Source organism: Halomonas sp. 141 (genome assembly GCF_002810305.1).
Lineage (GTDB): Bacteria > Pseudomonadota > Gammaproteobacteria > Pseudomonadales > Halomonadaceae > Vreelandella > Vreelandella stevensii.
In genome coordinates this window covers 11,735-32,821 of sequence record NZ_PINZ01000036.1, presented here as the reverse complement: position 1 = coordinate 32,821, position 21,087 = coordinate 11,735, and the positions used below count along the sequence as shown (strand labels likewise).

The 21,087-nt window shown below is 60.7% G+C and carries 19 protein-coding genes; 10 read left to right on the top strand and 9 right to left on the bottom strand.

Annotated elements, in window-relative coordinates; all coding sequences use genetic code 11:
* The 3 genes from CWI66_RS13650 to CWI66_RS13640 form a co-directional block, all read left to right on the top strand.
* On the top strand, positions 1 to 452 hold a 452-nt coding region (locus CWI66_RS13650), incomplete at its 5' end, for a transposase (protein WP_157808981.1).
* A 249-nt stretch (positions 453 to 701) separates the two neighbouring features.
* Entirely contained in the window at positions 702 to 2,645 is a 1,944-nt protein-coding gene (locus CWI66_RS13645; RefSeq protein WP_232710917.1) for a methyl-accepting chemotaxis protein, read from the top strand.
* 259 nt (positions 2,646 to 2,904) lie between these two features.
* Positions 2,905 to 4,620 (top strand): putative bifunctional diguanylate cyclase/phosphodiesterase, encoded by a 1,716-nt coding sequence (locus tag CWI66_RS13640; RefSeq protein WP_232710918.1) that lies wholly within the window; start codon positions 2,905 to 2,907, stop codon positions 4,618 to 4,620.
* 58 nt (positions 4,621 to 4,678) lie between these two features.
* Here the strand turns inward: CWI66_RS13640 and CWI66_RS13635 are convergent, their stop codons facing one another.
* Positions 4,679 to 5,278, bottom strand: a complete 600-nt coding sequence (locus CWI66_RS13635) for a putative metalloprotease CJM1_0395 family protein (RefSeq protein ID WP_100731978.1) — start codon at positions 5,276 to 5,278, stop codon at positions 4,679 to 4,681.
* 72 nt (positions 5,279 to 5,350) lie between these two features.
* On the opposite strand from CWI66_RS13635, the gene CWI66_RS13630 reads away from it, so the two are divergent.
* The 5 genes from CWI66_RS13630 (at position 5,351) to CWI66_RS13610 (ending at position 9,770) form a co-directional block, all read left to right on the top strand.
* Positions 5,351 to 5,581: a DUF2835 family protein gene (locus tag CWI66_RS13630; RefSeq protein ID WP_081138023.1), complete on the top strand. Its 231-nt coding sequence runs from the start codon at positions 5,351 to 5,353 to the stop codon at positions 5,579 to 5,581.
* Between the two features lie 114 nt (positions 5,582 to 5,695).
* Positions 5,696 to 6,277, top strand: coding sequence for an antibiotic biosynthesis monooxygenase (locus tag CWI66_RS13625; protein WP_081138025.1), 582 nt, complete (start codon positions 5,696 to 5,698; stop codon positions 6,275 to 6,277).
* A 249-nt stretch (positions 6,278 to 6,526) separates the two neighbouring features.
* Entirely contained in the window at positions 6,527 to 7,198 is a 672-nt protein-coding gene (locus CWI66_RS13620; RefSeq protein ID WP_016915887.1) for a glutathione S-transferase, read from the top strand.
* Between the two features lie 56 nt (positions 7,199 to 7,254).
* Positions 7,255 to 8,031 carry a transporter substrate-binding domain-containing protein gene (locus CWI66_RS13615; RefSeq protein ID WP_157808980.1) on the top strand — a complete coding sequence of 259 codons (777 nt, stop codon included), beginning with the start codon at positions 7,255 to 7,257 and terminating at the stop codon, positions 8,029 to 8,031.
* Positions 8,001 to 9,770, top strand: a complete 1,770-nt coding sequence (locus CWI66_RS13610; RefSeq protein ID WP_100731976.1) for a putative bifunctional diguanylate cyclase/phosphodiesterase — start codon at positions 8,001 to 8,003, stop codon at positions 9,768 to 9,770. Before CWI66_RS13615 ends, CWI66_RS13610 begins: the two co-directional genes overlap by 31 nt.
* 81 nt (positions 9,771 to 9,851) lie before the next feature.
* Here the strand turns inward: CWI66_RS13610 and nhaD are convergent, their stop codons facing one another.
* The 6 genes from nhaD to CWI66_RS13580 all read right to left on the bottom strand — a co-directional run bounded on the left by nhaD (position 9,852) and on the right by CWI66_RS13580 (position 17,423).
* Positions 9,852 to 11,330, bottom strand: a complete 1,479-nt coding sequence (nhaD, locus tag CWI66_RS13605; protein WP_100731975.1) for a sodium:proton antiporter NhaD — start codon at positions 11,328 to 11,330, stop codon at positions 9,852 to 9,854.
* A 242-nt stretch (positions 11,331 to 11,572) separates the two neighbouring features.
* The gene (locus tag CWI66_RS13600; protein WP_100731974.1) at positions 11,573 to 13,186 is read right to left on the bottom strand and encodes an ABC transporter ATP-binding protein; all 1,614 of its coding nucleotides are present in this window, start codon (positions 13,184 to 13,186) and stop codon (positions 11,573 to 11,575) included.
* Complete coding sequence (locus CWI66_RS13595; RefSeq protein ID WP_100731973.1) at positions 13,179 to 14,018, bottom strand: ABC transporter permease; 840 nt, start codon at positions 14,016 to 14,018, stop codon at positions 13,179 to 13,181. The genes CWI66_RS13600 and CWI66_RS13595 overlap by 8 nt, the downstream gene beginning before the upstream one ends.
* A 45-nt stretch (positions 14,019 to 14,063) precedes the next feature.
* Entirely contained in the window at positions 14,064 to 15,023 is a 960-nt protein-coding gene (locus CWI66_RS13590; protein WP_100731972.1) for an ABC transporter permease, read from the bottom strand.
* A gap of 14 nt (positions 15,024 to 15,037) precedes the next feature.
* A complete protein-coding gene (locus CWI66_RS13585; RefSeq protein ID WP_016915893.1) occupies positions 15,038 to 16,636 on the bottom strand; it encodes an ABC transporter substrate-binding protein in 1,599 nt (532 codons plus the stop codon).
* Between the two features lie 19 nt (positions 16,637 to 16,655).
* Positions 16,656 to 17,423, bottom strand: a complete 768-nt coding sequence (locus CWI66_RS13580) for an HAD family hydrolase (RefSeq protein ID WP_100731971.1) — start codon at positions 17,421 to 17,423, stop codon at positions 16,656 to 16,658.
* Positions 17,424 to 17,643: 220 nt separating this feature from the next.
* Here CWI66_RS13580 and CWI66_RS13575 point away from each other — a divergent pair, with 220 nt between their 5' ends.
* Entirely contained in the window at positions 17,644 to 17,967 is a 324-nt protein-coding gene (locus tag CWI66_RS13575; protein ID WP_100731970.1) for a TAXI family TRAP transporter solute-binding subunit, read from the top strand.
* On the opposite strand, the gene CWI66_RS13570 is transcribed toward CWI66_RS13575, so the two are convergent.
* Both CWI66_RS13570 and CWI66_RS13565 read right to left on the bottom strand, forming a co-directional pair.
* Positions 17,964 to 18,920: a calcium/sodium antiporter gene (locus CWI66_RS13570; protein WP_100731969.1), complete on the bottom strand. Its 957-nt coding sequence runs from the start codon at positions 18,918 to 18,920 to the stop codon at positions 17,964 to 17,966. The genes CWI66_RS13575 and CWI66_RS13570 overlap by 4 nt on opposite strands.
* A gap of 97 nt (positions 18,921 to 19,017) precedes the next feature.
* Positions 19,018 to 19,986 carry a LysR family transcriptional regulator gene (locus CWI66_RS13565; protein ID WP_100731968.1) on the bottom strand — a complete coding sequence of 323 codons (969 nt, stop codon included), beginning with the start codon at positions 19,984 to 19,986 and terminating at the stop codon, positions 19,018 to 19,020.
* Positions 19,987 to 20,130: 144 nt separating this feature from the next.
* Here CWI66_RS13565 and CWI66_RS13560 point away from each other — a divergent pair, with 144 nt between their 5' ends.
* Complete coding sequence (locus tag CWI66_RS13560; protein ID WP_016915898.1) at positions 20,131 to 21,075, top strand: sodium-dependent bicarbonate transport family permease; 945 nt, start codon at positions 20,131 to 20,133, stop codon at positions 21,073 to 21,075.
* Positions 21,076 to 21,087: the final 12 nt, after the last annotated feature.

Sequence of the window (21,087 nt, the reverse complement as noted above, 5' to 3'; positions counted from 1 at the left end):
ATATCGGTGTCGATGCGGTCACCGGACTGACCCACAGTGTCGCCGCCACGTCGGCCAACGTCGCCGATGTCACCATGGCCGGCGCTCTGGTCCGGGAGGATGACAAGCGGGTATACGGCGACGCGGGCTACACCGGCATGTGGAAGTACCTGGACGAAGAGAAGGATGCCCCGGACTCCCGCTGCTGTGTTGCCGCCAAGCGCGGCCCCATCAAGAAGATGGAAGACAGTCCCATGAAAGCGCTGCTGCTGGCGATCGAGAAGGCCAAGGCCAGCATCCGCGCCAAGGTCGAGCACCCGTTTCATGTCATCAAGAACCTCTTCGGCTACCGGAAGGTTCGCTACAAGGGACTGGCCAGGAACCAGGCGCAGCTGTTCACCCTGTTCGCCCTCGGCAATTTGGTGCTGGCTGGACGATGCCAGGGGCATGCTGACGGGGCCAGTGTGTCTTGAATCTGGCCTGGCAGCTGGATAACCAGGCTGCCAGGGTAAAAAGGCCACCTTCCGTGGCCAGAAAGTGACCGTTGACGCGGTGAATATGCCGCCCAGAGTGCTTTAGCCGCTCAGAGACGAATTGATCAGCGGTTCCTTAAGTGCCGCGGTAAAATGCGGCCAGTTTCACCTACAATGTGCACGTGCACGCTAATAATATCGAACACGCCGCTTACCTCCCTGAACGACATATCGAGGCTAAGCACTGCCATGAAAGAGCTACTCCACCGACTGCCCATGCGCTACAAGTTTGCCCTGGTGCTGTTGCTTCCCCTGTTGGCGCTGGGCTGGCTGGGTGCCAGCGGAGCGCTGGATCGCAAAAATACCGTCCATGAGCTCGAACGCCTACAGACCCTCACGGCATTGGCTCAGCAGGCGGGCCACTGGGTACACCAGATGCAGTTGGAGCGCGGCATGAGCGCCGGCTTTTTAGGCAGCCAAGGGGCCAGCTTTGGGAACCGGCTAGCCCAACAGCGGCCGAGCACCGATAGCGCCGCCGAGACCTTCCTCGAACAGCGCCAAGCGCTGGACCAAACGCTGCTGGGCGCCGGACTCACTCGCCAGTTGGAAGAGATCGAGCAGCGCTGGCAGCAGCAAGCGCAGATGCGCCAACAGATCGATCGACTGGATATCGCCACTGCCGATGCGCTGGCCCATTACACCGGGCTCAATAACACGCTGATGGCGCTGGTCGGCGAACTGGCCCAGCTGACCGAAGAGGGCGGGATTACCCGCCAGTTAGCGGCTTATTACAACCTGCTGGAAGCCAAGGACCTGGCGGGGATCGAGCGTGCGCTGCTGTCCAATGTCTTTGCTGCAGACGCCATGCCCCCGGCGACGCAGCATCGTTTGCTGTCGTTGGTCGGCGAAGAAAGGGCGTTTCTGGAGAGTGCCTATGTGCTGTCGGATGACGCCCAGCGCGAAGCCCTGAGTGCTGCGCTGAGCGGTCCTGAAATCGAGCGGGTGTTGGCCCGTCGCGAACTGGCGCTGCAGCAAAACGGCGGTTACAACGTGAACCCGGAAGAGTGGTTCGACTGGCAAACCGTCAAGATCGGTCGTCTCAAGGCGCTCGAGGATCAAGTGGCGGCGGCCATCGTCGAGGAAACGGCTAGGCGCAAAGGCTCGGCTCAGCAGGCGCTGTGGCAGTATGTGACGGTGGCGCTGCTGGCATCGCTCACCGCCATCGGGCTCGCGCTATGGGTCGTGCGGACCATGACGTTACCGTTACAGCAGGCGCTGATCAGTATTGCCGAGCGCGACGATGACTTGACTCAACGACTGCCCGTGCCCGGTAGCGATGAGCTCTCTCGGCTGTATACCGTCATCAATGAAGCCTCTGCACAAACCGAACGGCTGATCGGGGAAATGAAGCGCTCGGCGCAGTCGGTCTCGGTGGCCAGTAACGAAATCGCCCAGGGCAACCAGGATTTGGCCCAGCGCACCGAAGAGCAGTCTGCCTCGCTGGTGGAAACCGCGTCGAGCATGGAGCAGATGACCGCCACCGTGCGTCAGAACGCCGATAATGCTCATCAGGCCCAGCGCATGACTGGGGAGGTGGCGAATCAGGCCCAGGAGGCCACTCAGGTGGCGCTGCAGGCGCGGGAGGCCATGCAGCAGATTCACCAGGCGAATGAGCAGGTGACCTCCATGGTGGCAGCCATCGACAATATCGCCTTCCAGACCAACCTGCTGGCGCTCAATGCCTCGGTCGAAGCGGCACGGGCGGGGGAGCATGGGCGTGGCTTTGCCGTGGTGGCCGACGAGGTGCGTAAACTGGCCAGCCGCAGTGCCGAAGAGGCCAGCCAGATTCGTCGCCTGGTCGACAATAATGTGGCCCGTATTGGGGAAGGCGAACGACTGGTGGGAGACACCAGCGAGACGCTGGAGCAGATCGCTGCGCGCGTGCAGCAGGTGGCCGTGCTGGTGGATGAGATTACCACGGCCAGCCATGAGCAATCGGCGGGCGTCGAGCAGATCAGCCACGCCATGGCCCAGTTGGAAGACGTCACCCAGCAGAATGCCTCGCTGGTCGAGCAGGTGGCCACGGCCAGCCGCTCACTGGACGATCAGGCCGAAGAGATGTCGGTGTTGGTCAGCCGCTTTTTGGTGAGCGATAGCGATGCGTCGCGTGTTCCCTCGTTGCGCTACGCCTGAGTCACAAGACCTTACGCATGCCTTCACAGGGAGCCGTCGGCTTCCTTTTTTGTGCTCTAGCGCGCGTTGATAGAGCGCTGTTGCTGCCAGCACCCTGCCGGTCAATAGGGTGTTAATATGTCGAAAAGTCATGACATTCACGCTGTTTAGACGAGGAGAGCAGAGACGCATGTGCCCGCCCTTGAACGACCCAAAGGAGCAGTCTTTGCCTCACCCCGCCATGGCTTCCGGCGCTCAGGCGTCGGCGTGGCGTGTGGCAATGTCGACCCTGGATACTCAAGATGTTGCCTCGCCCAGCGAGTCGGCGTTTCGCTATGCCAATGAAGCCATCATCATTACCAACGCCGATAACCAGGTCATAGAGGTGAATCCGGCGTTCAGCGAGCTCACGGGGTTGGCGCTGGAAGACGTGCGCGGCAAGACTCCGGAAGCGTTCAGTATCCTGCCACTGGACGACCACCGCAGCGTACGTTTGATGCGTGAAGAGCTGCAGCTACGTGATCGCAGCAAAAGCCAGGTCAGCTACCGCAGCCATGATGGGCAGTTCTATCCCGGCATGCTGTCGATCAATCGCGTCCGCGACACCCAGGGGCGGGTGGACCACCATGTCATGGTGCTGGCAGACTTGTCGGCCATTCCTGCCCATGCTCGGCACCTCAACCGCGAGGTCTATTTCGATGCCTTGACCGGTTTGCCCAACCTGCAGCTGTTGACGCAACTGATTCAGGAGTCGATCCAGCACGCGGAAAACCAGCAGCAGACGCTGGCGGTATGCTCGCTGGATATCGACCACTTCCAAGCCATCAACGAGCGCCTTGGATTGACGGTGGGGGATGCGCTGCTGTCGGCGTTTGCACAGCGACTTAGCCACCAGCTGTTTGGTGATGACGTACTGGCACGCATTGGTGGGGATGAATTCGTCCTGTTGCTGCACCATGGGGTCGATGACGTCTTCTTCGAGAAGCTGCTGGGCTCCATTCGCCAACCGCTGATGGTCGAAGGCCAGGTGGTTTACCTGACGGCTAGCCTCGGCATTACGCGCTACCCGCACGATCATGTGCAGGGGGATGTGCTGCTGCGTCATGCCAACCAGGCCATGTATCGTGCCAAACAACGGGGCCGCGACACCCACCACTTTTTCGATCCCCATCACGACCGTTTGCTACAAGCTCGTCATGAGCAGCGCCAACGCTTCATGGATGCGCTGGACCACGATGAGCTGCGACTGCACTATCAGCCGCAGGTGGACATGCGCAGTGGCCAGGTCGTCGGCGTGGAGGCATTGATTCGTTGGCAACATCCCGAGCGCGGGCTGCTGTCGCCGGGGCAGTTCCTGCCCGCCATCGACGCCACGCCGCTGGAAATCGACCTGGGCGAGTGGGTGATCGAGCAGGCGCTGCGCCAGCTGGCGAGTTGGCAGACGGCCAACATCGTCCTGCCCATCAACGTCAACATCAGCCCTGCGCACCTGCTGACCAGCCAGTTCAGCCAGCGCCTGGCGGCGCTGTTGGCGCGCTATCCGACGGTCTCGCCTGCGCTGCTGAAGCTCGAAGTACTGGAAAGCGCGGCCATGCACGATGTGACCGCCGCGCTGCAAACCATGGCCCGCTGTCAGGCGCTGGGGGTCAGCTTTGCGATCGATGATTTTGGCACTGGCTATTCGTCCTTGACCCATCTTCGCCAACTGCCGGTCAGCTTGATCAAGATCGACCAAAGCTTCGTGCGTGACATGCTGGTGGACCGCGACGACATGGCGATCGTCGAAAGCGTCATCTACATGGCCAACCGCTTCCAGCGGCCGATGCTGGCCGAAGGGGTCGAAACCCTGGAGCATGCCAGGGCGCTGATGGTGCTGGGCTGCGAGCTGGCCCAGGGCTATGGTATCGCTCGGCCGATGCCGCCGGAAGCGTTGCCGGGCTGGCTCGAGCAGTGGCCGCTACGCGATGATTGGCACGGCTTGAGCCGCCTGCAATGAACCCAAGCGTCAAGAGGAGTGGCGGTGGTTGAGGCTGTGACTGACGTCGTGGTCGAGATCAAGCGGCCTGTTCGGCAGTGGCTGACTCAGGGGCCGACGGGTCCGTGCCGTCGCCGCTGCGGGCCTGGTTCATCTCGCTTTGCTCTCGGGCCGCTTCCAGGCGGGCTTCCAGCAGGTACTGGCGTGCCTGGGCGGCCACCTGAAGGTCCTTGGGAGATGGGTCGGCGGGTGCAAGGGCGGCAGCGATGACGGTCTGCATTTTTTCAATGGTGGCCTGGGGGGCGCCCGGCACCGGACCATAGTCGATGGACACTTCGCCCGCGACCGCATAACGCTGCCCATCAGGGCCGATTTCGTACTCGTAAGTGGCGCCTCCCGTATAAGGCCCACCCACGGTTTGGTGTGCCATTTCGTGCTGGCGCACCGCGCGGTCGGTCTGTTTGAGCTGCTCCAGCTGTTGGATCTCTTCGGGTTCCAGCGGGGTGCCGTCTGGGCGAGTGGGGCCTGCCGTTGCCGGGGTCGTTTCATCGCTGGCAGCTTCCTCGTCGGCATCGTTTGCGCGCTGTGCTTGAGAATCGGCAGCGACCCTGGCGTTAGGCAGGGTAGGTGAAGGCCAGAGCGTGGCGCTATAGGAAGCGCTGAGTGATGAAAGATCCATGGGCGGTTACCGATGTTGAGATCGAATCCAGTATGATGAAGTATCAGCGACACTACCCGATGACGCAACGCCATGCCTTCCATTGACGTAATGATCCATTTGACGGCAGCCGAATGCCTTGCCCATTATGAAGGGCAGTATGACAACGTGCGCGTGCGCAGCGTGGATGGTCGCTGGGTGGTCTTCCCGGCCACCGCCCTGCGCCGCGTGGTGGGCCGCGACGGCGTGAATGGCGTGTTTCGGCTGTTCTTTACCGAGCAGGGTAAATTCCACGATATCGTTCCCCTGGCCCCGCATGCCTAGCTGTGCCCGCGTGGTTTTCCCTCTATAATGTAGCCGTGTGCTTCAGGCGTACCCACCTGAATGCCTGCAACCCGCCTATCCGGCAGTGGTTGCCTACTTATCAGGAGATCACCCATGTCTACCTCACCTGTCACCTTGATGGTGGCGCGTCGCGTGGCCAATGGCCGCTATCAGGACTTTATCCGTTGGCTCAATGAAGGCCGTGAGCTGGCTGCCGACTTTCCGGGCTATCTGGGCTCAGGGGTGCTGGCACCGCCTCAGGACGATGACGAATACCAGATCATTTTCCGTTTCGAAAGCGCAGCGCGACTCGCTTCCTGGGAGCACTCCGCGTCGCGCCATGCCTGGCTGCAGCGTGGCAAGGGGCTCTACGACGCGCCCCATGAGCACCGTGCCACCGGCCTGGACAGCTGGTTCAACGTGGCCCCCAATGGTGCTGCGCCGCCGCGTTGGAAGCAGGCCGTTGCCGTCTGGCTGGCCTTCTTTCCGGTCTCACTGCTGTTTCATTGGCTGTTTGGCGGCCTGTTGGCCGAGTGGACGCTGATACCGCGCGTGTTGCTCAGTACGCTGGTGCTGACGCCCGTGATGGTATTCGTATTTATTCCACTTTCAACGCGGTTACTGGCACCCTGGCTGCACGGTAAATGGTCACCAAAAGATTTGCTCCACCGTATGTGGCAACAGTACAGGGCGTGACACGCAGTGGCTCTTTTAGCCACTTTTGTAGCGGGTTGTGGTAATTGAAAACAGTCACTTAAAGATACTTTAAAGCGCACTAGAAGACGTTTTTCGAAAAGACGTAGATAATATTCTCAGTGCGCCACTCTCTCGATGGGGTTCAACGCTGTAATAGTGCTAAGCTGAAATCATTCAGCTAACGCGTGCAGTCAATGGATGCTGGCACCAGCTTGAAGGCTGCGTACCAAATCGCCTTATGGAGTCGTCATGATCCGCGTACACCACCTGGAAAAATCACGTTCTCACCGCATTCTGTGGCTATTGGAAGCTCTCGGGCTAGAGTATGACATCGAAGTCTATCAGCGTGACCCCAAAACACAGCAAGCCCCTGATGCCCTGAAAAAAGTGCACCCATTGGGCAAGTCACCCGTGATTACCGATGGCGAACTGACCGTGGCCGAGTCGGGGGCCATCATCGATTATCTGGTCAACCGCTACGGAGAAGGGCATTTTCAGCCGGGGCCAGATAAAAGTAACGAATGGGTTAACTATCGTTACTGGATGCATTATGCCGAAGGCTCTTTAATGCCGCTGTTGGTGATGGGATTGATCTTTAGTCAAATTCCTAAACAGTCGCCCTGGTTCGTCAAACCCATTGCCCAGGGTATTAGTGGCACCGTTCACAAACGCTTTCTGCAACCACAGCTGAAACAACATCTTGGCATGATCGAGTCGCACTTGAAGGCGCACGGCAATTTTGCCGGCGAGTTTCCGAGTGGCGCGGACATTCAAATGAGCTTTCCCATGCAGGCCGTGGCCGCCACCCAGTCGCTGGATGCGTTTCCGGCGATTACCGCCTTTGTGGCACGCATTGAGCAGGACTCGGCCTGGCAGCGGGTCGTGGAGCGTGCAGGGCCATTGACCATGCCCGGTGAGTGACCATTACCATGCTGTGCAACAGGGGGAGGCGTGCGAGACAGGCTGCTTGCCATGCTGTGTTGCTGACGATGGTGTTTGGGGCAGTATCGCCGCTAGCCGCTGCGCAAACGCTGCGTGTCGGGGTGTATCACAACCCGCCTAAGCTGTTCACCGATGACCAGGGGCAATTGCGTGGTGTGTTGGGTGAGCTGCTTACGGCAATGGCCCTGAAAGAGCAGTGGCAGCTGGAAAGCGTCCCGTGCGATTTTCAGCAGTGCCTGACGCTGCTGGAGCAGGATGATATCGACCTGTTGCCGGACCTGGCGTGGAGCGAAGAGCGTGCCCAGCGCTTCGCCTTTCATGCCGAGCCGGTCATGCACAGCTGGTCACAGCTTTACCAACCCAGCGACAGCCGCGTCGAGGCCATTCTGGATCTCGAGCAGCAGCGTGTGGCGGTGGTGGAGGGCTCTATCCAGCAAAGCTACCTGATGACCGTGACGCAGCGCTTCGATATCGACGTGATGTGGCTGCCAGTGGATAGTTTTGCGGCGGGCTTCCAGGCAGTCGCGCTGGGCGATGCCGATCTGGTGGCGTCCAATCATCTGTTCGGCGACTGGCGAGCCAACGATTACGGGCTGCGTGAAACCCCTATCATCTTCCAGCCTTCACGGCTCTTTTATGCCGCCTCGCCTGGTTTGGATGCCCATATCCTGGAGCGCATCGACGCTACTCTGGTGGAGTGGAAAAACGACGCGGCGTCGACGTACTACGAGACCCTGAGCGCTTGGCGCGCCCACAGCCTGCCTGCACCCTTGGCGCCACGTTGGCTATATGGTGGCTGGGTGGCGTGTTGATCGTGGTATTGGTGATAGCGCTGGCGGGCAATGTCCTGCTGCGGCGACGGGAGAGCCTCAACCGGCAGCAGCTCTCTACTCACGAGCATATGCTGACCAGTATTCTGGATAGCGTGGATGCCTATATCTACATCAAGACCCCTGACCTCAAATACCGCTATGTGAACCATCAGATCTGTGACCTGTTTGCTCGGCCGGTCGATCAGATCATCGGCCAGGGGGACGATGCCTTTTTCGATGCGGCCAGCGCTGCAGAAATGGCCGAGGTAGACCGTCGGGTGCTGGCGACAGGCAAGAAAACGACGGTCGAAGAGCATAACGTGCTCCAGGGGGAAGAGCGGGTGCGTACCTTCCTTTCGGTCAAAATGCCGCTGGTCATGTCTCCGGGAGAAGCGCCCAGCCTATGCGGTATTTCCACCGAGCTGACCGATTACCTGGAGATGCAGTCGCGTACCCATCATCTGGCGTTTTATGATGCCTTGGCCGGTTTGCCCAATCGTCGCCTGTTGCTCGAATCGCTGGCCGAGGCCACCCACTGCCCGTCCGGGGGCTATAGCGCCCCGCTGATCGTGGACCTCGACAATTTCCGGCTGGTCAACGACATTCAGGGCCACGACAGCGGCGACCAGCTGCTCATCAACGTGGCGGAAAACCTGCAGCAGCGCTTGACCGAGGACGCCACCCTGGCACGCTTCAGCAGCGATGAGTTCGTGATTCTGATCAATCGGCTGGGAGAGCAGCAGCATGACGCTGCTTCCTACGTCGAGCGCGTGGCCCGCCAACTGCTGGATAACATCTCCCAGTTACGCAACGACCGGGCACTCCCCATTACGGCCAGTGTGGGCATTACGCTCTTCAACGGGGCTGGCAACCCCATGAACGGCGTGTTGCAACAGGCTGACATGGCGCTGCAGCAAGCCAAGTCAGCCGGCGGCAATACGCTGCGTTTTTTCAATGTGGATATGCAGACCAGCGTGCTGGAGCGGGCAAGCCTGGAAGGCGATCTGCATCAGGCGCTGCAGCGCCAGGAGCTGGCGCTGCATTATCAGGTACAGGTGGATCATCAGGGGGTGACGACCGGCGTGGAAGCGCTGCTGCGCTGGTACCACCCCCAGCGTGGCTGGGTGTCGCCGGGCACGTTCATTCCGCTGGCCGAAGAGAACGGCCTGATCGTGCCCATTGGCTATTGGGTCTTGCGATGTGCGTGCGAGCAGTTGGCCAAGTGGTCGCACCAGACTGCTTACGCCGCATTGACCATCTCGGTGAACGTCAGCTCGGTGCAGTTCCAGCAGCCTGAGTTCGTGCGCAATGTGGAAGCCTTGCTGGCCGAAACCCAGGCGCCGCCTGGGCGGCTGGTGCTGGAAGTGACCGAGAGCCTGCTGATGCGCGAGCCGACGCGGGTGCGCAATACCATGCTCAAACTGAGGGCCCAGGGGATTCGCTTTGCGCTGGACGATTTTGGGACGGGCTACTCGTCGCTGAGTTACCTGAAGCGCCTGCCGCTGGACGAGTTGAAGATCGACCAGTCCTTCATTCGTGAGCTGTTGACCGACAAGACCGACGCGGCCATTGTCGATACCACCATCCTTCTGGCGATCAGCCTCGGGCTGACCGTGGTGGCCGAAGGCGTCGAGAAAAAGGAGCAGTTGGATTGGCTAAAAGGGCACGGCTGCTACCGCTATCAGGGCTACCTGTTTGGTAGGCCTACGCCAATCGAGTACCTGTTCGAATCCTACTAGCTTGGCACAGGCACCCATCGCAAAACGCCCACCCCGGTGGGGGGTGGGCTTTGTCAGAACGGTGGCCGTCGCCGTCAGCGCTCAGCCGTATATCGAAAAGCTACCTGCGTTGAGCCACAGGTGGGCGATAATACTGGCGATGTAGCCCAGCAAAATGACCGGTGCCCAGCGCAGGTGGCCCATGAAGGTGTAATAGCCGCGCGCCTGACCCATGACGGCCACGCCAGCGGCCGAGCCAATCGACAGCAGGCTACCCCCGACCCCAGCCGTCAGCGTCATCAGCAGCCAATGGCCGTGTGACATGTCCGGCTGCATGGTGAGTACGGCGAACATCACCGGGATGTTATCCACCACCGCCGAGACCACGCCTAACGTGATATTCGCCCAGGTGGCGTCCCAGTTGGTATATAGCGCGTCCGAGAGCAGCCCCAGGTAACCCATGAAGCCCAGCCCGCCCACGCACATGACCACCCCGTAGAAGAACAGCAGCGTATCCCACTCGGCGCGGGCCACACGGTTGAAGACGTCGAAGGGCACCACGCCACCCAGCTGCTCCAGCTTTTTGTTGTCGCCCAGGCGGCTATAGCGCTCGCGCTTGCGCTCCAGCGAGCGAGGCAGGCTCTTGCGCAGGTAGTAGCCAAAGAACTGCAGGTACCCAAGCCCCGTCATCATGCCCAATACCGGCGGCAGATGGAGCAGCGTATGGCACGCGACGGCAGTGGCAATGGTGAACAAGAACAGCGCAATGATGCGTCGGGCACCGCGCTTGAGCTGCACGTCTTCATAGACGCTGTTGGGCTTCTGGTTCTTGATGAACAGGCTCATGATGACGGCCGGTACCAGGAAGTTGATCAGCGAGGGAATGAACAGGATGAAGAATTCCTGAAACTGAATCAGACCCGCCTGCCAGACCATCAGCGTGGTGATATCGCCGAAGGGACTAAAAGCGCCCCCTGCATTGGCAGCCACCACGATATTGATACACGCCAAGTTGATAAAGCGTTTATCGCCTTCTGCCACTTTAGTAATAACGGCACACATCAGAAGTGCCGTGGTCAAGTTGTCGGCAATAGGCGAAAGTACAAAGGCTAAACCACCCGTCAGCCAGAATAGCGTGCGGTAATTAAAGCCTTTGCGCAGCATCCATGAGCGCAGTGCATCAAAGACGCGGCGCTCTTCCATGGCGTTGATATAGGTCATGGCGACCAGCAGGAACAGCATTAGCTCGGTGAACTCCAGCAGTGTCACCCGAAACGCATACTCCGACGTTTCCGACATGCCGTTCTGGACGTACACCCAGCCAATGAGTCCCCATATCACCCCTGCTGCCACCAGCACGGGCTTGGACTTGCGCATGTGGATCTTCTCTTCGGCCATGACCAACGCGTAGGCCAGCACGAAGATGGTTACGGCAAAAAAGCCAATGGCAGAACTGGTCAAGTCGATCTCACCGGTCACCGCGAAGGCGGCCGGGCTTGCCAGTAGCAGCAAAGCCGCTAACAAAAAAAGCCAGCCACGAGTCCATCGGGGCTGGCCAGGGTCATGATGCAACGTCAACATGGCGTGTTTATCCTTATAATGATGAGAAGAAAGGGGTTAATAAGCCACGCCAGTTTAACAAGCTATATTGCATTGCAATACGGAATAAAACCGAATGAAAAGCGACAGGGCGTAAGCGATTACGTCTTTTTTTTGAAATTATCCGTTTCGCTAATAGTAAAGCACTCATAACAGTGTCATGAGTAAAGACTGGCCTGCGCCACTCACTCGCCCACGGGCAAACGTGAGCGGCGCAACCCGCGTTAGCGGGTAGCCATGGCCTCTTCCAGCCAGCCCAGCTTCATTTGCGGCACCGACGCCAGCAGCGTCTGGGTGTAGTCGTCGAAGGGCGGGGCGAGCACCTCATCACGCTGTCCGTAGCGGACGACCTTGCCCTGGTGCATCACCGCGATACTGTCGGCGATGGCTTTTACGGTGGCCAGGTCGTGGGTAATGAACAGATACGCCACGTTCTCTCTTTCCTGCAGGCGCAGCAGCAGCTTGAGAATGCCGTCGGCCACCAAGGGGTCGAGGGCGCTGGTCACTTCATCGCAGATGATCAGCTTGGGTTTGGCCGCCAGGGCGCGGGCAATGCAGACCCGCTGTTTCTGCCCCCCGGACAGCTCGGCGGGGTAGCGGTCGATGAAGCTTTCTCCCAGCTCGATCTCGTCGAGCAGTTCGACGACCCGCTGGCGTCGCGCCTTGCCTTTCAGGCCGAAATAGAACGTCAGCGGTCGGCCAATGATGGTTTCCACCGTGTGGCGTGGGTTCATGGCCACATCGGCCATCTGGTAGATCATCTGCAGTTCACGCAGCGTCTCCTTGCCGCGCTCGCCCAGGGTGTTGGGCAGGGCCCGGGACTGGAAGCTGACCTGCCCCTGGTTGGGCGGCAGCAGGCCGGTGATCACCCGAGCCAGGGTCGATTTGCCCGACCCGGACTCCCCGACGATGGCCAGCGTCTGGCCAGGGCTGACCGCCATGCTGACCTCGTGAAGCACGTTGCCTGCGCTGTTGCTGTAGGCGGCGCTGACCTGCTCGATGGCCAGAACCGGCGTTTCTTCCGGCGTCTTGGCGGCATGATCGATGGAGCGCACCGAGACCAGCGCCTGGGTGTAGGGCTCTTGAGGGGCCTCGATGATCTGCCGCGTCGGGCCGTACTCCACCATGGCGCCGTGACGCAGCACCATGATGTCGTCCGCCACTTGGGCCACCACGGCCAGGTCGTGGGTGATATACAGCGCGCCCACTCCCGTCTTGCTGATGGCATGCTTGATGGCGGCCAGAACGTCGATCTGGGTCGTCACATCCAGTGCGGTGGTCGGCTCATCGAAAATGATAAGGTCGGGCTCGGGGCACAGCGCCATGGCCGTCATGGCCCGCTGCAGCTGGCCGCCGGAGACCTGATGCGGGTAGCGGCTGCCAAAGTGTTCCGGGTCAGGAAGGCCCAGTTGGCGGAACAGCTCCACGGCGCGCGCTTCGGCTTCCTTGCGGCTGGCCAGGCCGTGGAGCAGGGTGGTCTCGATGACCTGTTCCATCAGCGTATGGGCAGGGTTGAACGCGGCGGCGGCCGACTGGGCCACGTAGCACACTTCTTTGCCGCGCAGCTGGCGCAGCGCCTTGGGCGAGCCGTCGAGAATGTTGCGGCCGTTGACCCAGACTTCGCCGTCCAGGCGTATGCCGCCCCGGCCATAGCCAGCCGGCGAGAGTCCGATGGTGGACTTGCCTGCCCCGGATTCGCCGATCAGCCCCAGCACCTTGCCGCGCTCCAGCGTCAGGTCGACCCCTTTGACGATGTTGATCTCCTGGGGCGGCTCGCCGGGCGGGTAGGCCGTGGCATCGATGGTCAGGTTGCGAATCGTCAACAGCGTATCAGCCACTGCGGCCTCCTTTCAGGTCGGTGGTGTGGCGCAGGATCCAGTCGGCCACCAGATTGACCGAAATCGCCAGCACGGCAATGGCGGCGGCGGGAATCAGGGCGGCGGGAACGCCGAACACGATGCCCTGTCGGTTTTCGCGCACCATGCTGCCCCAGTCGGCTTCCGGAGGCTGTACCCCCAGGCCCAGAAACGACAGCGACGATAAGAACAGCACGGCAAAAATGAACCGCAGGCCCAGCTCGGCCACCAGGGGCGTCAGCGCATTGGGCAGAATCTCGCGAAAGACGATCCAGCGTTTGCCTTCACCGCGTAGCCGTGCGGCTTCCACGTAATCCATCACGTTGATGTTGACCGCCACGGCGCGGGAGATACGAAACACGCGCGTGGAGTCCAGCACCCCCATGATCAGAATCAACATGAGAAGGGTGCTGGGCATGACCGACAGGATCACCAGCGCAAAGATCAGTGTGGGAATCGACATCACGATATCGACCCCTCGGGAAATCAGCTGGTCTATCCAGCCGCCATAGACGGCCGCCAGAATGCCCAGCACCGAGCCAATCGAAAAGGCCAGCGCCGTGGCCAGGGCGGCAATGGTAATGGTCGTACGGGCACCGTAGATCAGCCGCGAGAGTAAGTCGCGGCCCAGGTTGTCGGTGCCCAGCAAAAACTCGGCAGACGGGCCCATCCACATGTCGCCGACGCTCTCGGACATGCTGTAGGGCGCCAGCCAAGGGGCGAATATCGCCATGATCAAGAAGCTGAAGGTCAGCAGCAGCCCGACCAGCGCGGTCACGGGCATGCGCTTCAGCAGCGTTAAGGGTTTCGACATGGTGTTACGTTCCTGTCTGGTCACTGTGGCCTGGCAAGCAGCCGGTCATTTGGGATGACGCAGGCGTGGGTTGGTCAGGATGGCAATGATGTCGGCCAGCATATTGAGTCCGATGTACACCGCCGCAAAGATCAGTCCCACCGCCTGGACCACCGGGACATCGCGCTTCGAGACGTGGTCGATCAAGTACTGCCCCATGCCTGGGTAGACAAAAATCACCTCGACCACCACCACGCCGACGATCAGGAAGGCGAGGTTCAGCATCACCACGTTGACCACCGGCGCGATGGCGTTGGGAAACGCGTGGCGGACAATGATGCGAAACGAGCCCAGCCCCTTGAGTTCGGCGGTTTCGATATAGGGTGACTGCATGACGTTGAGAATGGCGGCCCGAGTCATGCGCATCATGTGGGCCAGAATCACCAGCGTTAACGTGGCCGCAGGCAGTGCGATGGCGTGCAGGCGTTCACCCAGGCTCATGCCGCCATGCACCGTGGAGACGCTGGGAAACCAGTTGAGCTGGACGGCGAACAGGTAGATCAGCAGGTAGCCGATAAAGAATTCCGGCAGGGAAATAGCGGTCAGCGTGGAGCCGGAAATCACCCGGTCCGGCCAGCGGCTCTGGTAGCGCACGGCGACCAGCCCCAGCAGGATGGCCAGCGGCACTGCAACGATCGCTGTCCAGAAGGCCAGGAACAGCGTGTTGCCTGCGCGGCCCCAAAGAGACTGGGCGATATCCTGACGGTTGGACAGGGCCGTGCCCAGATCGCCTTGCAGAATGCCGCCCAGCCAGTCAATGTAGCGTGACCAGGCGGGCTGGTCGAGGCCCAGTTCCCTGCGCAGGTTGTCGACGGCCTGGGGCGTGGCGCTTTGCCCCAGAATCGACTGGGCCACGTCGCCGGGCAGCATCTCGGTGCCCGCGAAAATCAGCACCGACACGGCCAGCAGGAGCAAGAGGCCCAGCGCCAAGCGCTGGGCAATCAGTTTAAGGACAAAAGAGTTCATGGCAGCCTTCCGGGTTATGACGTCAACCAGCACTTCGAAAGCGCAAAGCCTGCCATCATTTCGCCCATCGGGTTGGCTGACCAGCCGCCCACGTTGTCCAGAGTGGCCTCGATGTAGTCATTGAACATGGGCAGAATCAATCCGCCTTCGTCGCGGACGATCATGGCCATGTCGTGGTACAGCTCGCTGCGGCGGTCTGTATCCAGCTCGCCGCGTGCTTCGCGGGCCAGGGCATCGAAGTCCTCGCGGAAGAAGCGGGTGTCGTTCCAGTCGGCGCTGGAAATGTACGCTGTGGAGTACATCTGGTCCTGGGTGGGGCGGCCGCTCCAGTAGGAGGCGCAGAAGGGCTGCTTGTTCCACACTTCCGACCAGTAGCCGTCGCTGGGCTCGCGGCGGACTTCCATGTTGATGCCCGCCTGGGCGCAGCTCTGCTGAAACAGCTGTGCGGCATCCACGGCACCGGGAAAGGCCACGTCGGAGGTGCGCAGCACGATGGGGCTGTCGTGGCCGGATTTCTTGTAGTGATAGCTGGCCCGCTCGGGGTCGAATTCCCGCTGGGGAATGCTGTCGGGAAACAGCGGGTAAGCGGCGTTGATGGGGAAATCGTTGCCCACGCTGCCATACCCGCGCAGGATACGCTCGACCATGTCTTCGCGGTTGATGGCGTACTTCAGGGCCAGTCGCAGGTCGTTGTTATCGAACGGCGCCGTGTCGCAGTGCATGGGGAAGACATACTGAGCACGCCCGGAAGTGTTGTTGATCACGATGTTGGGCAGGCGCTGCACCATGTCCACCACCCGCGGCTCGACCCGGTTGATCATGTGCACCTGACCGCTCTGCAGCGCCGAGATGCGCGCCGTCGGGTCGTTGATGATGGTGATCTCGATCTGGTCGGCGAAGCCGTACTCGTCCGGGTTCCAGTAACCATCGAAACGCTCGGCGATCTGGCGCACGCCGGGCTGGAACTCCACCACTTTGTAGGGGCCGGTGCCGATGCCTGCGGCTGGGTCCTGCTTGCCACCGCCCGGCTGAATCATCAGGTGGTAATCGGAAAGCAAAAACGGCAGGTCGGCATTGGGCTCCAGCGTGACGATGGTGACTTCGTAGGTATCCGTGGCGCGAATCGACTCGATGCCGCGCATGATGCCCAGCGCACCGGACTGCGAGCTCTCGTCCGAATGGCGTTCCAGCGTGGCCACGACGTCGTCGGCGGTCATCTCCTGGCCATCGTGGAACAGCACGCCACGGCGCAGCTTGAAGACCCAGGTCTTGGCATCCGAGGAAGAGTCAATGCTTTCCGCAAGGCGGGGTACCAGCTCGCCTTCTGGTGAAACATTGGTCAAGGCTTCCCCCCAGGACTGCCCGAAGGAGTGCTGCACCTGGCTGGTCCAGCTGGCTGGGTCAAGGCTGTCCGTCGACTCCCCGCCTTGCATACCGGCGCGCAGAATACCGCCGCGTTGAGGAGTGCCCGTGCTGGCCAATACCTGGCTGGAGAGCAGCGAGCCAGCAAAGGGCGCGGCAATGCCCAGAGCCATGGCGCGACGCATGAAGTCGCGGCGCGACAGCTGGCCGCGTTTTGCTTGCTGGGTGAGAGACTCGAGTGTTGGATGCATGGTGTGTTCCCTTGATGGATTAATGATGAGGCCGTGCGATAGTCAACTCGTCATAGTCACGAATCACGTGATCCGCGTGGGTAAGGTGGGAGCCGTCCAGGTGAGGAGCGGCGCAGATACCGATACCGCCCAACAGACCGGCGGCCTGACCCATGGCCATGTCGCCATTGGAGTCGCCGATGATCAGCGTACGTTGCGGTGCCGTGCCCAGCTGTTCGCAGGCGAGTAGCGCCATCTCCGGGTAGGGCTTGCCGCGCGACACTTGATCATGCCCCAACACAGCAGAAAACGCATCGGCCAGCGAGAGCAGCTTTAGATGCAAATGCGCATTGTGGGCGTCATCGGAGGTGACCACCGCCAGCGCAATCCCCGCCTGTCGTGCCTGCGCTACGAAGTTCATCAGGCCCTTTACGGGGGTCACGCAGTTGGGCCAGTCCAGCGTGTCGGCCAGGCGGGCGATGGCATCGTGGGATAGCTGAGTAGCGTCATTCCAGGCGACGCCCGCCTCGAACAGGCTAAGCGAGACGATGGTGGCAATATCGTCCAATGAGCCAATGGTCAACGGGCCGGTGGGGTCCCACAGGCGCTGCTCAGGATCGATGCCTACCCTAGGGTAGAGCGCTTGGTGCGATAGCGCGTGTGCCTCGGGAAGGCTTTGGTTAAGGGTCGTGACCAGCTGGTCGAACCAACCAATCCAGAGGTCGCCGAAATTGAGCAGCGTGCCATCCTTGTCGAACAAAATGGCATCGATATCGTAAGTCGCGCCGTGCAAGGTGAGTTGGGGCATAAAGTGTCAGGGCTGTGATGCAGCCATCTCATGAAGGTGACAATGGCACATAGGTTACACGGGTTTCATGACACTAGCCGTGTCAGGCAGCGTGAAAATCACCCAAACCATTACCAAGGATTTTTTTTGAACGTTCAATTGAAAATAAAAATTTATCCTGAGCATTCCTATCGTTGATGTCAAGTGGAAGGGTTCGCAGGGGTTGGCCAGTCACGTCTACATGATCAGTTTGACCGATGAACAGGTCGAGCGCACAGGCGCCGTGCGCCAGATCATTCCCGGTGGCACGTACCCCGGCATCGACAAGCGGGTGGTGACCACGTCGTCGCCAGTCTTCGCGCTTGCCACGGTGCACATGGATGAAGACGTGGCCTACCGGTTGACCAAGACATTCTGGGAGCAGCAGGCCGCGTTAACGGAGACATCACCCTGGTGGGGCAGTGTGACCGCTGAACTGCTGGCCCACCTGCCGGTGGACCTGCACCCCGGTGCGCTGCGCTACTACGACGAGGCCAACATCGAGCTGCCGGAAGCGTTGCGTTAGAAGACCGTGAAGCTCAGGGCAATATAAGCGCCATATCCCGCCAGCAGCGCCGCCCCTTCTCCGCGTGAAAGGCGCATGCCGGTATACAGGAACAGCAGCAACAGGCTTGCCGAACCCAGCATGACCCACTGGTCGAACTGACCGACGCGCGCGGCGATGGGCAGGGGTTGCAGCAGGGCGGAAATGCCTAGTATGCCCAGCACGTTAAAGATATTGCTGCCCAGGATGTTGCCAACGGCAACGTCGGCATGGCGGCGCAGGGCTGCAATGACCGATACCGCCATTTCCGGTAGTGAGGTGCCCACCGCGACAATGGTCAAGCCAATCACCGCTTGCGAAATACCCACGGCCTGCGCCAGCCCGATGGCGCCGTATAGCAGCAGCTGCGAGCCACCAATCAGCATGCCTAGCCCCACGACCAGCGCCGTGACGATCATGCCGGTAGACGTGGGGACCGCCGACACTTCTTCGGCTTCAGCGCTGTGCATTTCACCGGCAGGTTGCGGCACACTGCGCTCGGTACGATAGGCCCACACCAGGTAAGCGGCCAATGAGGCCAGCAGCAGCAAGGCCTGCCATACCCCCAATGCTCCCCCCCATGAGAGCACGATGAACAGCACGCTGGCCGCCACGACGACGACGCCATCCCGGCGCAGTGCCAATGGTTGTACGGTCATGGGGCAGATGGCGGCACACAAGCCCAGAATCAGCAAGATGTTGCCGATGTTGCTGCCCACGATATTGCCCACGGCAATATCCGGCTGTTGACGAAGCGCTGCGTCCATCGACACCACCAGCTCGGGCGCGGAGGTACCAAAACCCACCACTACCAGCCCGGTCAATAACGGAGAAACTCCCATGCGTTGGGCGCTGGCGACGGCTCCACGAATGAGCGCTTCACCGCCCAGAAACAGTAACCCAATCCCTGCCAGCAGGCTCAGCCCATACAGCATGGTGTCGCTTCCTTATTCAATGGCCCGACTTGGTATCAGACCTCATGTTGTCAACATAGCGGGATTGAAAAGGGTTGCAACGTCCTTGCTTGATGGCTCACTCGCGCACCGGGAAGGTGGGGTAGGCCTCCAGTAAAAGCCCTAATTCGTTGCATACGAAGCGTGGCTCGATCCACTGGCTCAGATGCTCATGCACATAGTGTAGAAAGCGCTGTGCGGCGGGTGGTAGACGCTGGTCGTTGCGCACGATGAACTGCCAATGGCTTTCGATGGGCAAGCCAGCGATGGAAAGTACGGCCAGTTCGGAGTGCTCGTTGGGCAGCACGTGCTCCGACAATACCGCTACCCCCATGTCGGCGGCCACGCCCACGCGAATGGCTTCGTTACTGGCCATTTGCAGGGTCTTGCGCATGGTCAGGCCATGCTCCTGTAGCCAGCTTTCCAGCAGCATGCGCGATGCCGAGCCGGGCTCGCGGAGCAGCAGGCGCTCGCCGAGCAGTTGCTCCATGGTTACGTTTGGCTGGCTGGCCAGCGGATGATGGGCGGCGGCAATGGCCACCAGCGGGTTGCGCATGAAGCGGGCCGCTACGGCGTGGGCCAGGGCAGGGGGGTGGCTGAAGATATACAAGTCGTCTTCGCGCCGCTCGAAGCGGGCCAGGACCTGCCGTCGATTGCCGATATTGACGGTGACGTCCACATCGGGAAACGCATGGCTGAACGGGCCCAGCAGGCGCGGCAGCACGTATTGCGCCGTGTTCACCAGGGCAATGCTGAAGCGCCCCTTGCTGCCATATTGCAAATCGCTGAGCTGGTCCGCGAAATCATCGAAGCGCCCCAATACGTCACGGCTGGCCTGATAAAGCGCCTGGCCCGTGGCGGTCATGGTCAGCCCTTGAGAGTGATGCTCCAGCAGCGGGCTGCCAATGGCCTCGCTCAGCCGCTTCAACTGCTGCGACACGGTGGGTTGTGTCAGGTGCAGCTGCCGGGCGGCCTCGCTGATCGAGCCATGGCGCACCACGGCGACATACACTTGCAACAGACGAAAGGTTAAATGGCGGATATTCACGAAGACAGCCTTTATACGAAGGTCAAATCGAAGGTCAAAATCAGGGTATAGAAAATCATCTATGCCGAGCATTCAATATATGATTAGTTGTCTTGCCGTGTACATCGCAAAATGCGGCCACTTTCATCCGATGGAGCAGCGGCGATGCCCGATATAGTGGTCATGTTTTTTCTACTTGGACTGTTGGCTGGCGCGGTCAAGTCCGACCTTCAGGTTCCCAAGGCCACCTACGACACGCTGAGCCTGTTGCTGATGCTGACCATTGGCCTCAAGGGGGGCATGGCGCTGCATGGCAACCTGCACTGGGGGCTGGTGCCCGAACTGATGGGCGTAGCGCTGCTGTCTGCGGTCATTCCCTTGATGCTGATGCCCGTGCTCAGGCGGTTGGTACGCCTATCGCCTGCGGACAGTGCCAGCATTGCCGCCCACTACGGTTCGGTGAGCGCAGGTACCTTCGCTGTGGCACTGGCGTATGTGGAGGCGCGCCAGTTGGCCGTGGGTAGCGAGGTCACCCTCTATCTGGTGGCCATGGAGCTACCCGCCATCATGATCGCCATTGCCCTGTACCGGCGTTACCAGGGCGCAGCCGTCAAGGAAAGTACCAGCAAACTGTGGCATGAAACGCTCACGAACCGTGGGGTCATCCTGCTGGCGGGCGGTGTCGTCATCGGTGCGCTTTACGGCCCCTTCCAGGGCGAAGAAGTCACCAATCTGTTTACCGGTGCCTTCAAGGGCGTGTTGGCCCTGTTCCTGCTCGAAATGGGTCTTACTGCCGCCCAAACGCTGCGACCAATGCCCTGGCATCACTGGCGGTTGGTGACCTTTGCGCTGGTCACGCCCATGGTGTTGTCGCTGATGGGGATTGCCGTGGGAGCGCTGGTTGGCCTGCCGATTGGTTCGGTGGTGATTCTCGCGGCCCTGGCCGCCAGCGCCTCGTACATCGCGGCCCCGGCCGCCATGCGGGCCGCCATCCCTGAAGCCAACATCGGCCTCGCCATGCTGGCCTCGCTGGGCATCACGTTCCCGCTCAACGTGATGCTGGGCATCCCGGTCTACCACCGGCTGATCGAGTGGCTGCTGGTGTCGTAACGCCATGGTTTC

Coding starts and splice junctions, on each gene's coding strand:
- CWI66_RS13640 (WP_232710918.1), top strand. CDS start 2,905: ATGTCGACCCTGGATACTCAAGATGTTGCCTCGCCCAGCGAGTCGGCG.
- CWI66_RS13570 (WP_100731969.1), bottom strand. CDS start 18,920: ATGCTGTATGGGCTGAGCCTGCTGGCAGGGATTGGGTTACTGTTTCTG.
- CWI66_RS13595 (WP_100731973.1), bottom strand. CDS start 14,018: ATGTCGAAACCCTTAACGCTGCTGAAGCGCATGCCCGTGACCGCGCTG.
- CWI66_RS13585 (WP_016915893.1), bottom strand. CDS start 16,636: ATGCATCCAACACTCGAGTCTCTCACCCAGCAAGCAAAACGCGGCCAG.
- CWI66_RS13630 (WP_081138023.1), top strand. CDS start 5,351: ATGCCTTCCATTGACGTAATGATCCATTTGACGGCAGCCGAATGCCTT.
- CWI66_RS13645 (WP_232710917.1), top strand. CDS start 702: ATGAAAGAGCTACTCCACCGACTGCCCATGCGCTACAAGTTTGCCCTG.
- CWI66_RS13620 (WP_016915887.1), top strand. CDS start 6,527: ATGATCCGCGTACACCACCTGGAAAAATCACGTTCTCACCGCATTCTG.
- CWI66_RS13575 (WP_100731970.1), top strand. CDS start 17,644: ATGATCAGTTTGACCGATGAACAGGTCGAGCGCACAGGCGCCGTGCGC.
- CWI66_RS13590 (WP_100731972.1), bottom strand. CDS start 15,023: ATGAACTCTTTTGTCCTTAAACTGATTGCCCAGCGCTTGGCGCTGGGC.
- CWI66_RS13580 (WP_100731971.1), bottom strand. CDS start 17,423: ATGCCCCAACTCACCTTGCACGGCGCGACTTACGATATCGATGCCATT.
- CWI66_RS13560 (WP_016915898.1), top strand. CDS start 20,131: ATGCCCGATATAGTGGTCATGTTTTTTCTACTTGGACTGTTGGCTGGC.
- CWI66_RS13625 (WP_081138025.1), top strand. CDS start 5,696: ATGTCTACCTCACCTGTCACCTTGATGGTGGCGCGTCGCGTGGCCAAT.
- CWI66_RS13635 (WP_100731978.1), bottom strand. CDS start 5,278: ATGGATCTTTCATCACTCAGCGCTTCCTATAGCGCCACGCTCTGGCCT.
- nhaD (WP_100731975.1), bottom strand. CDS start 11,330: ATGTTGACGTTGCATCATGACCCTGGCCAGCCCCGATGGACTCGTGGC.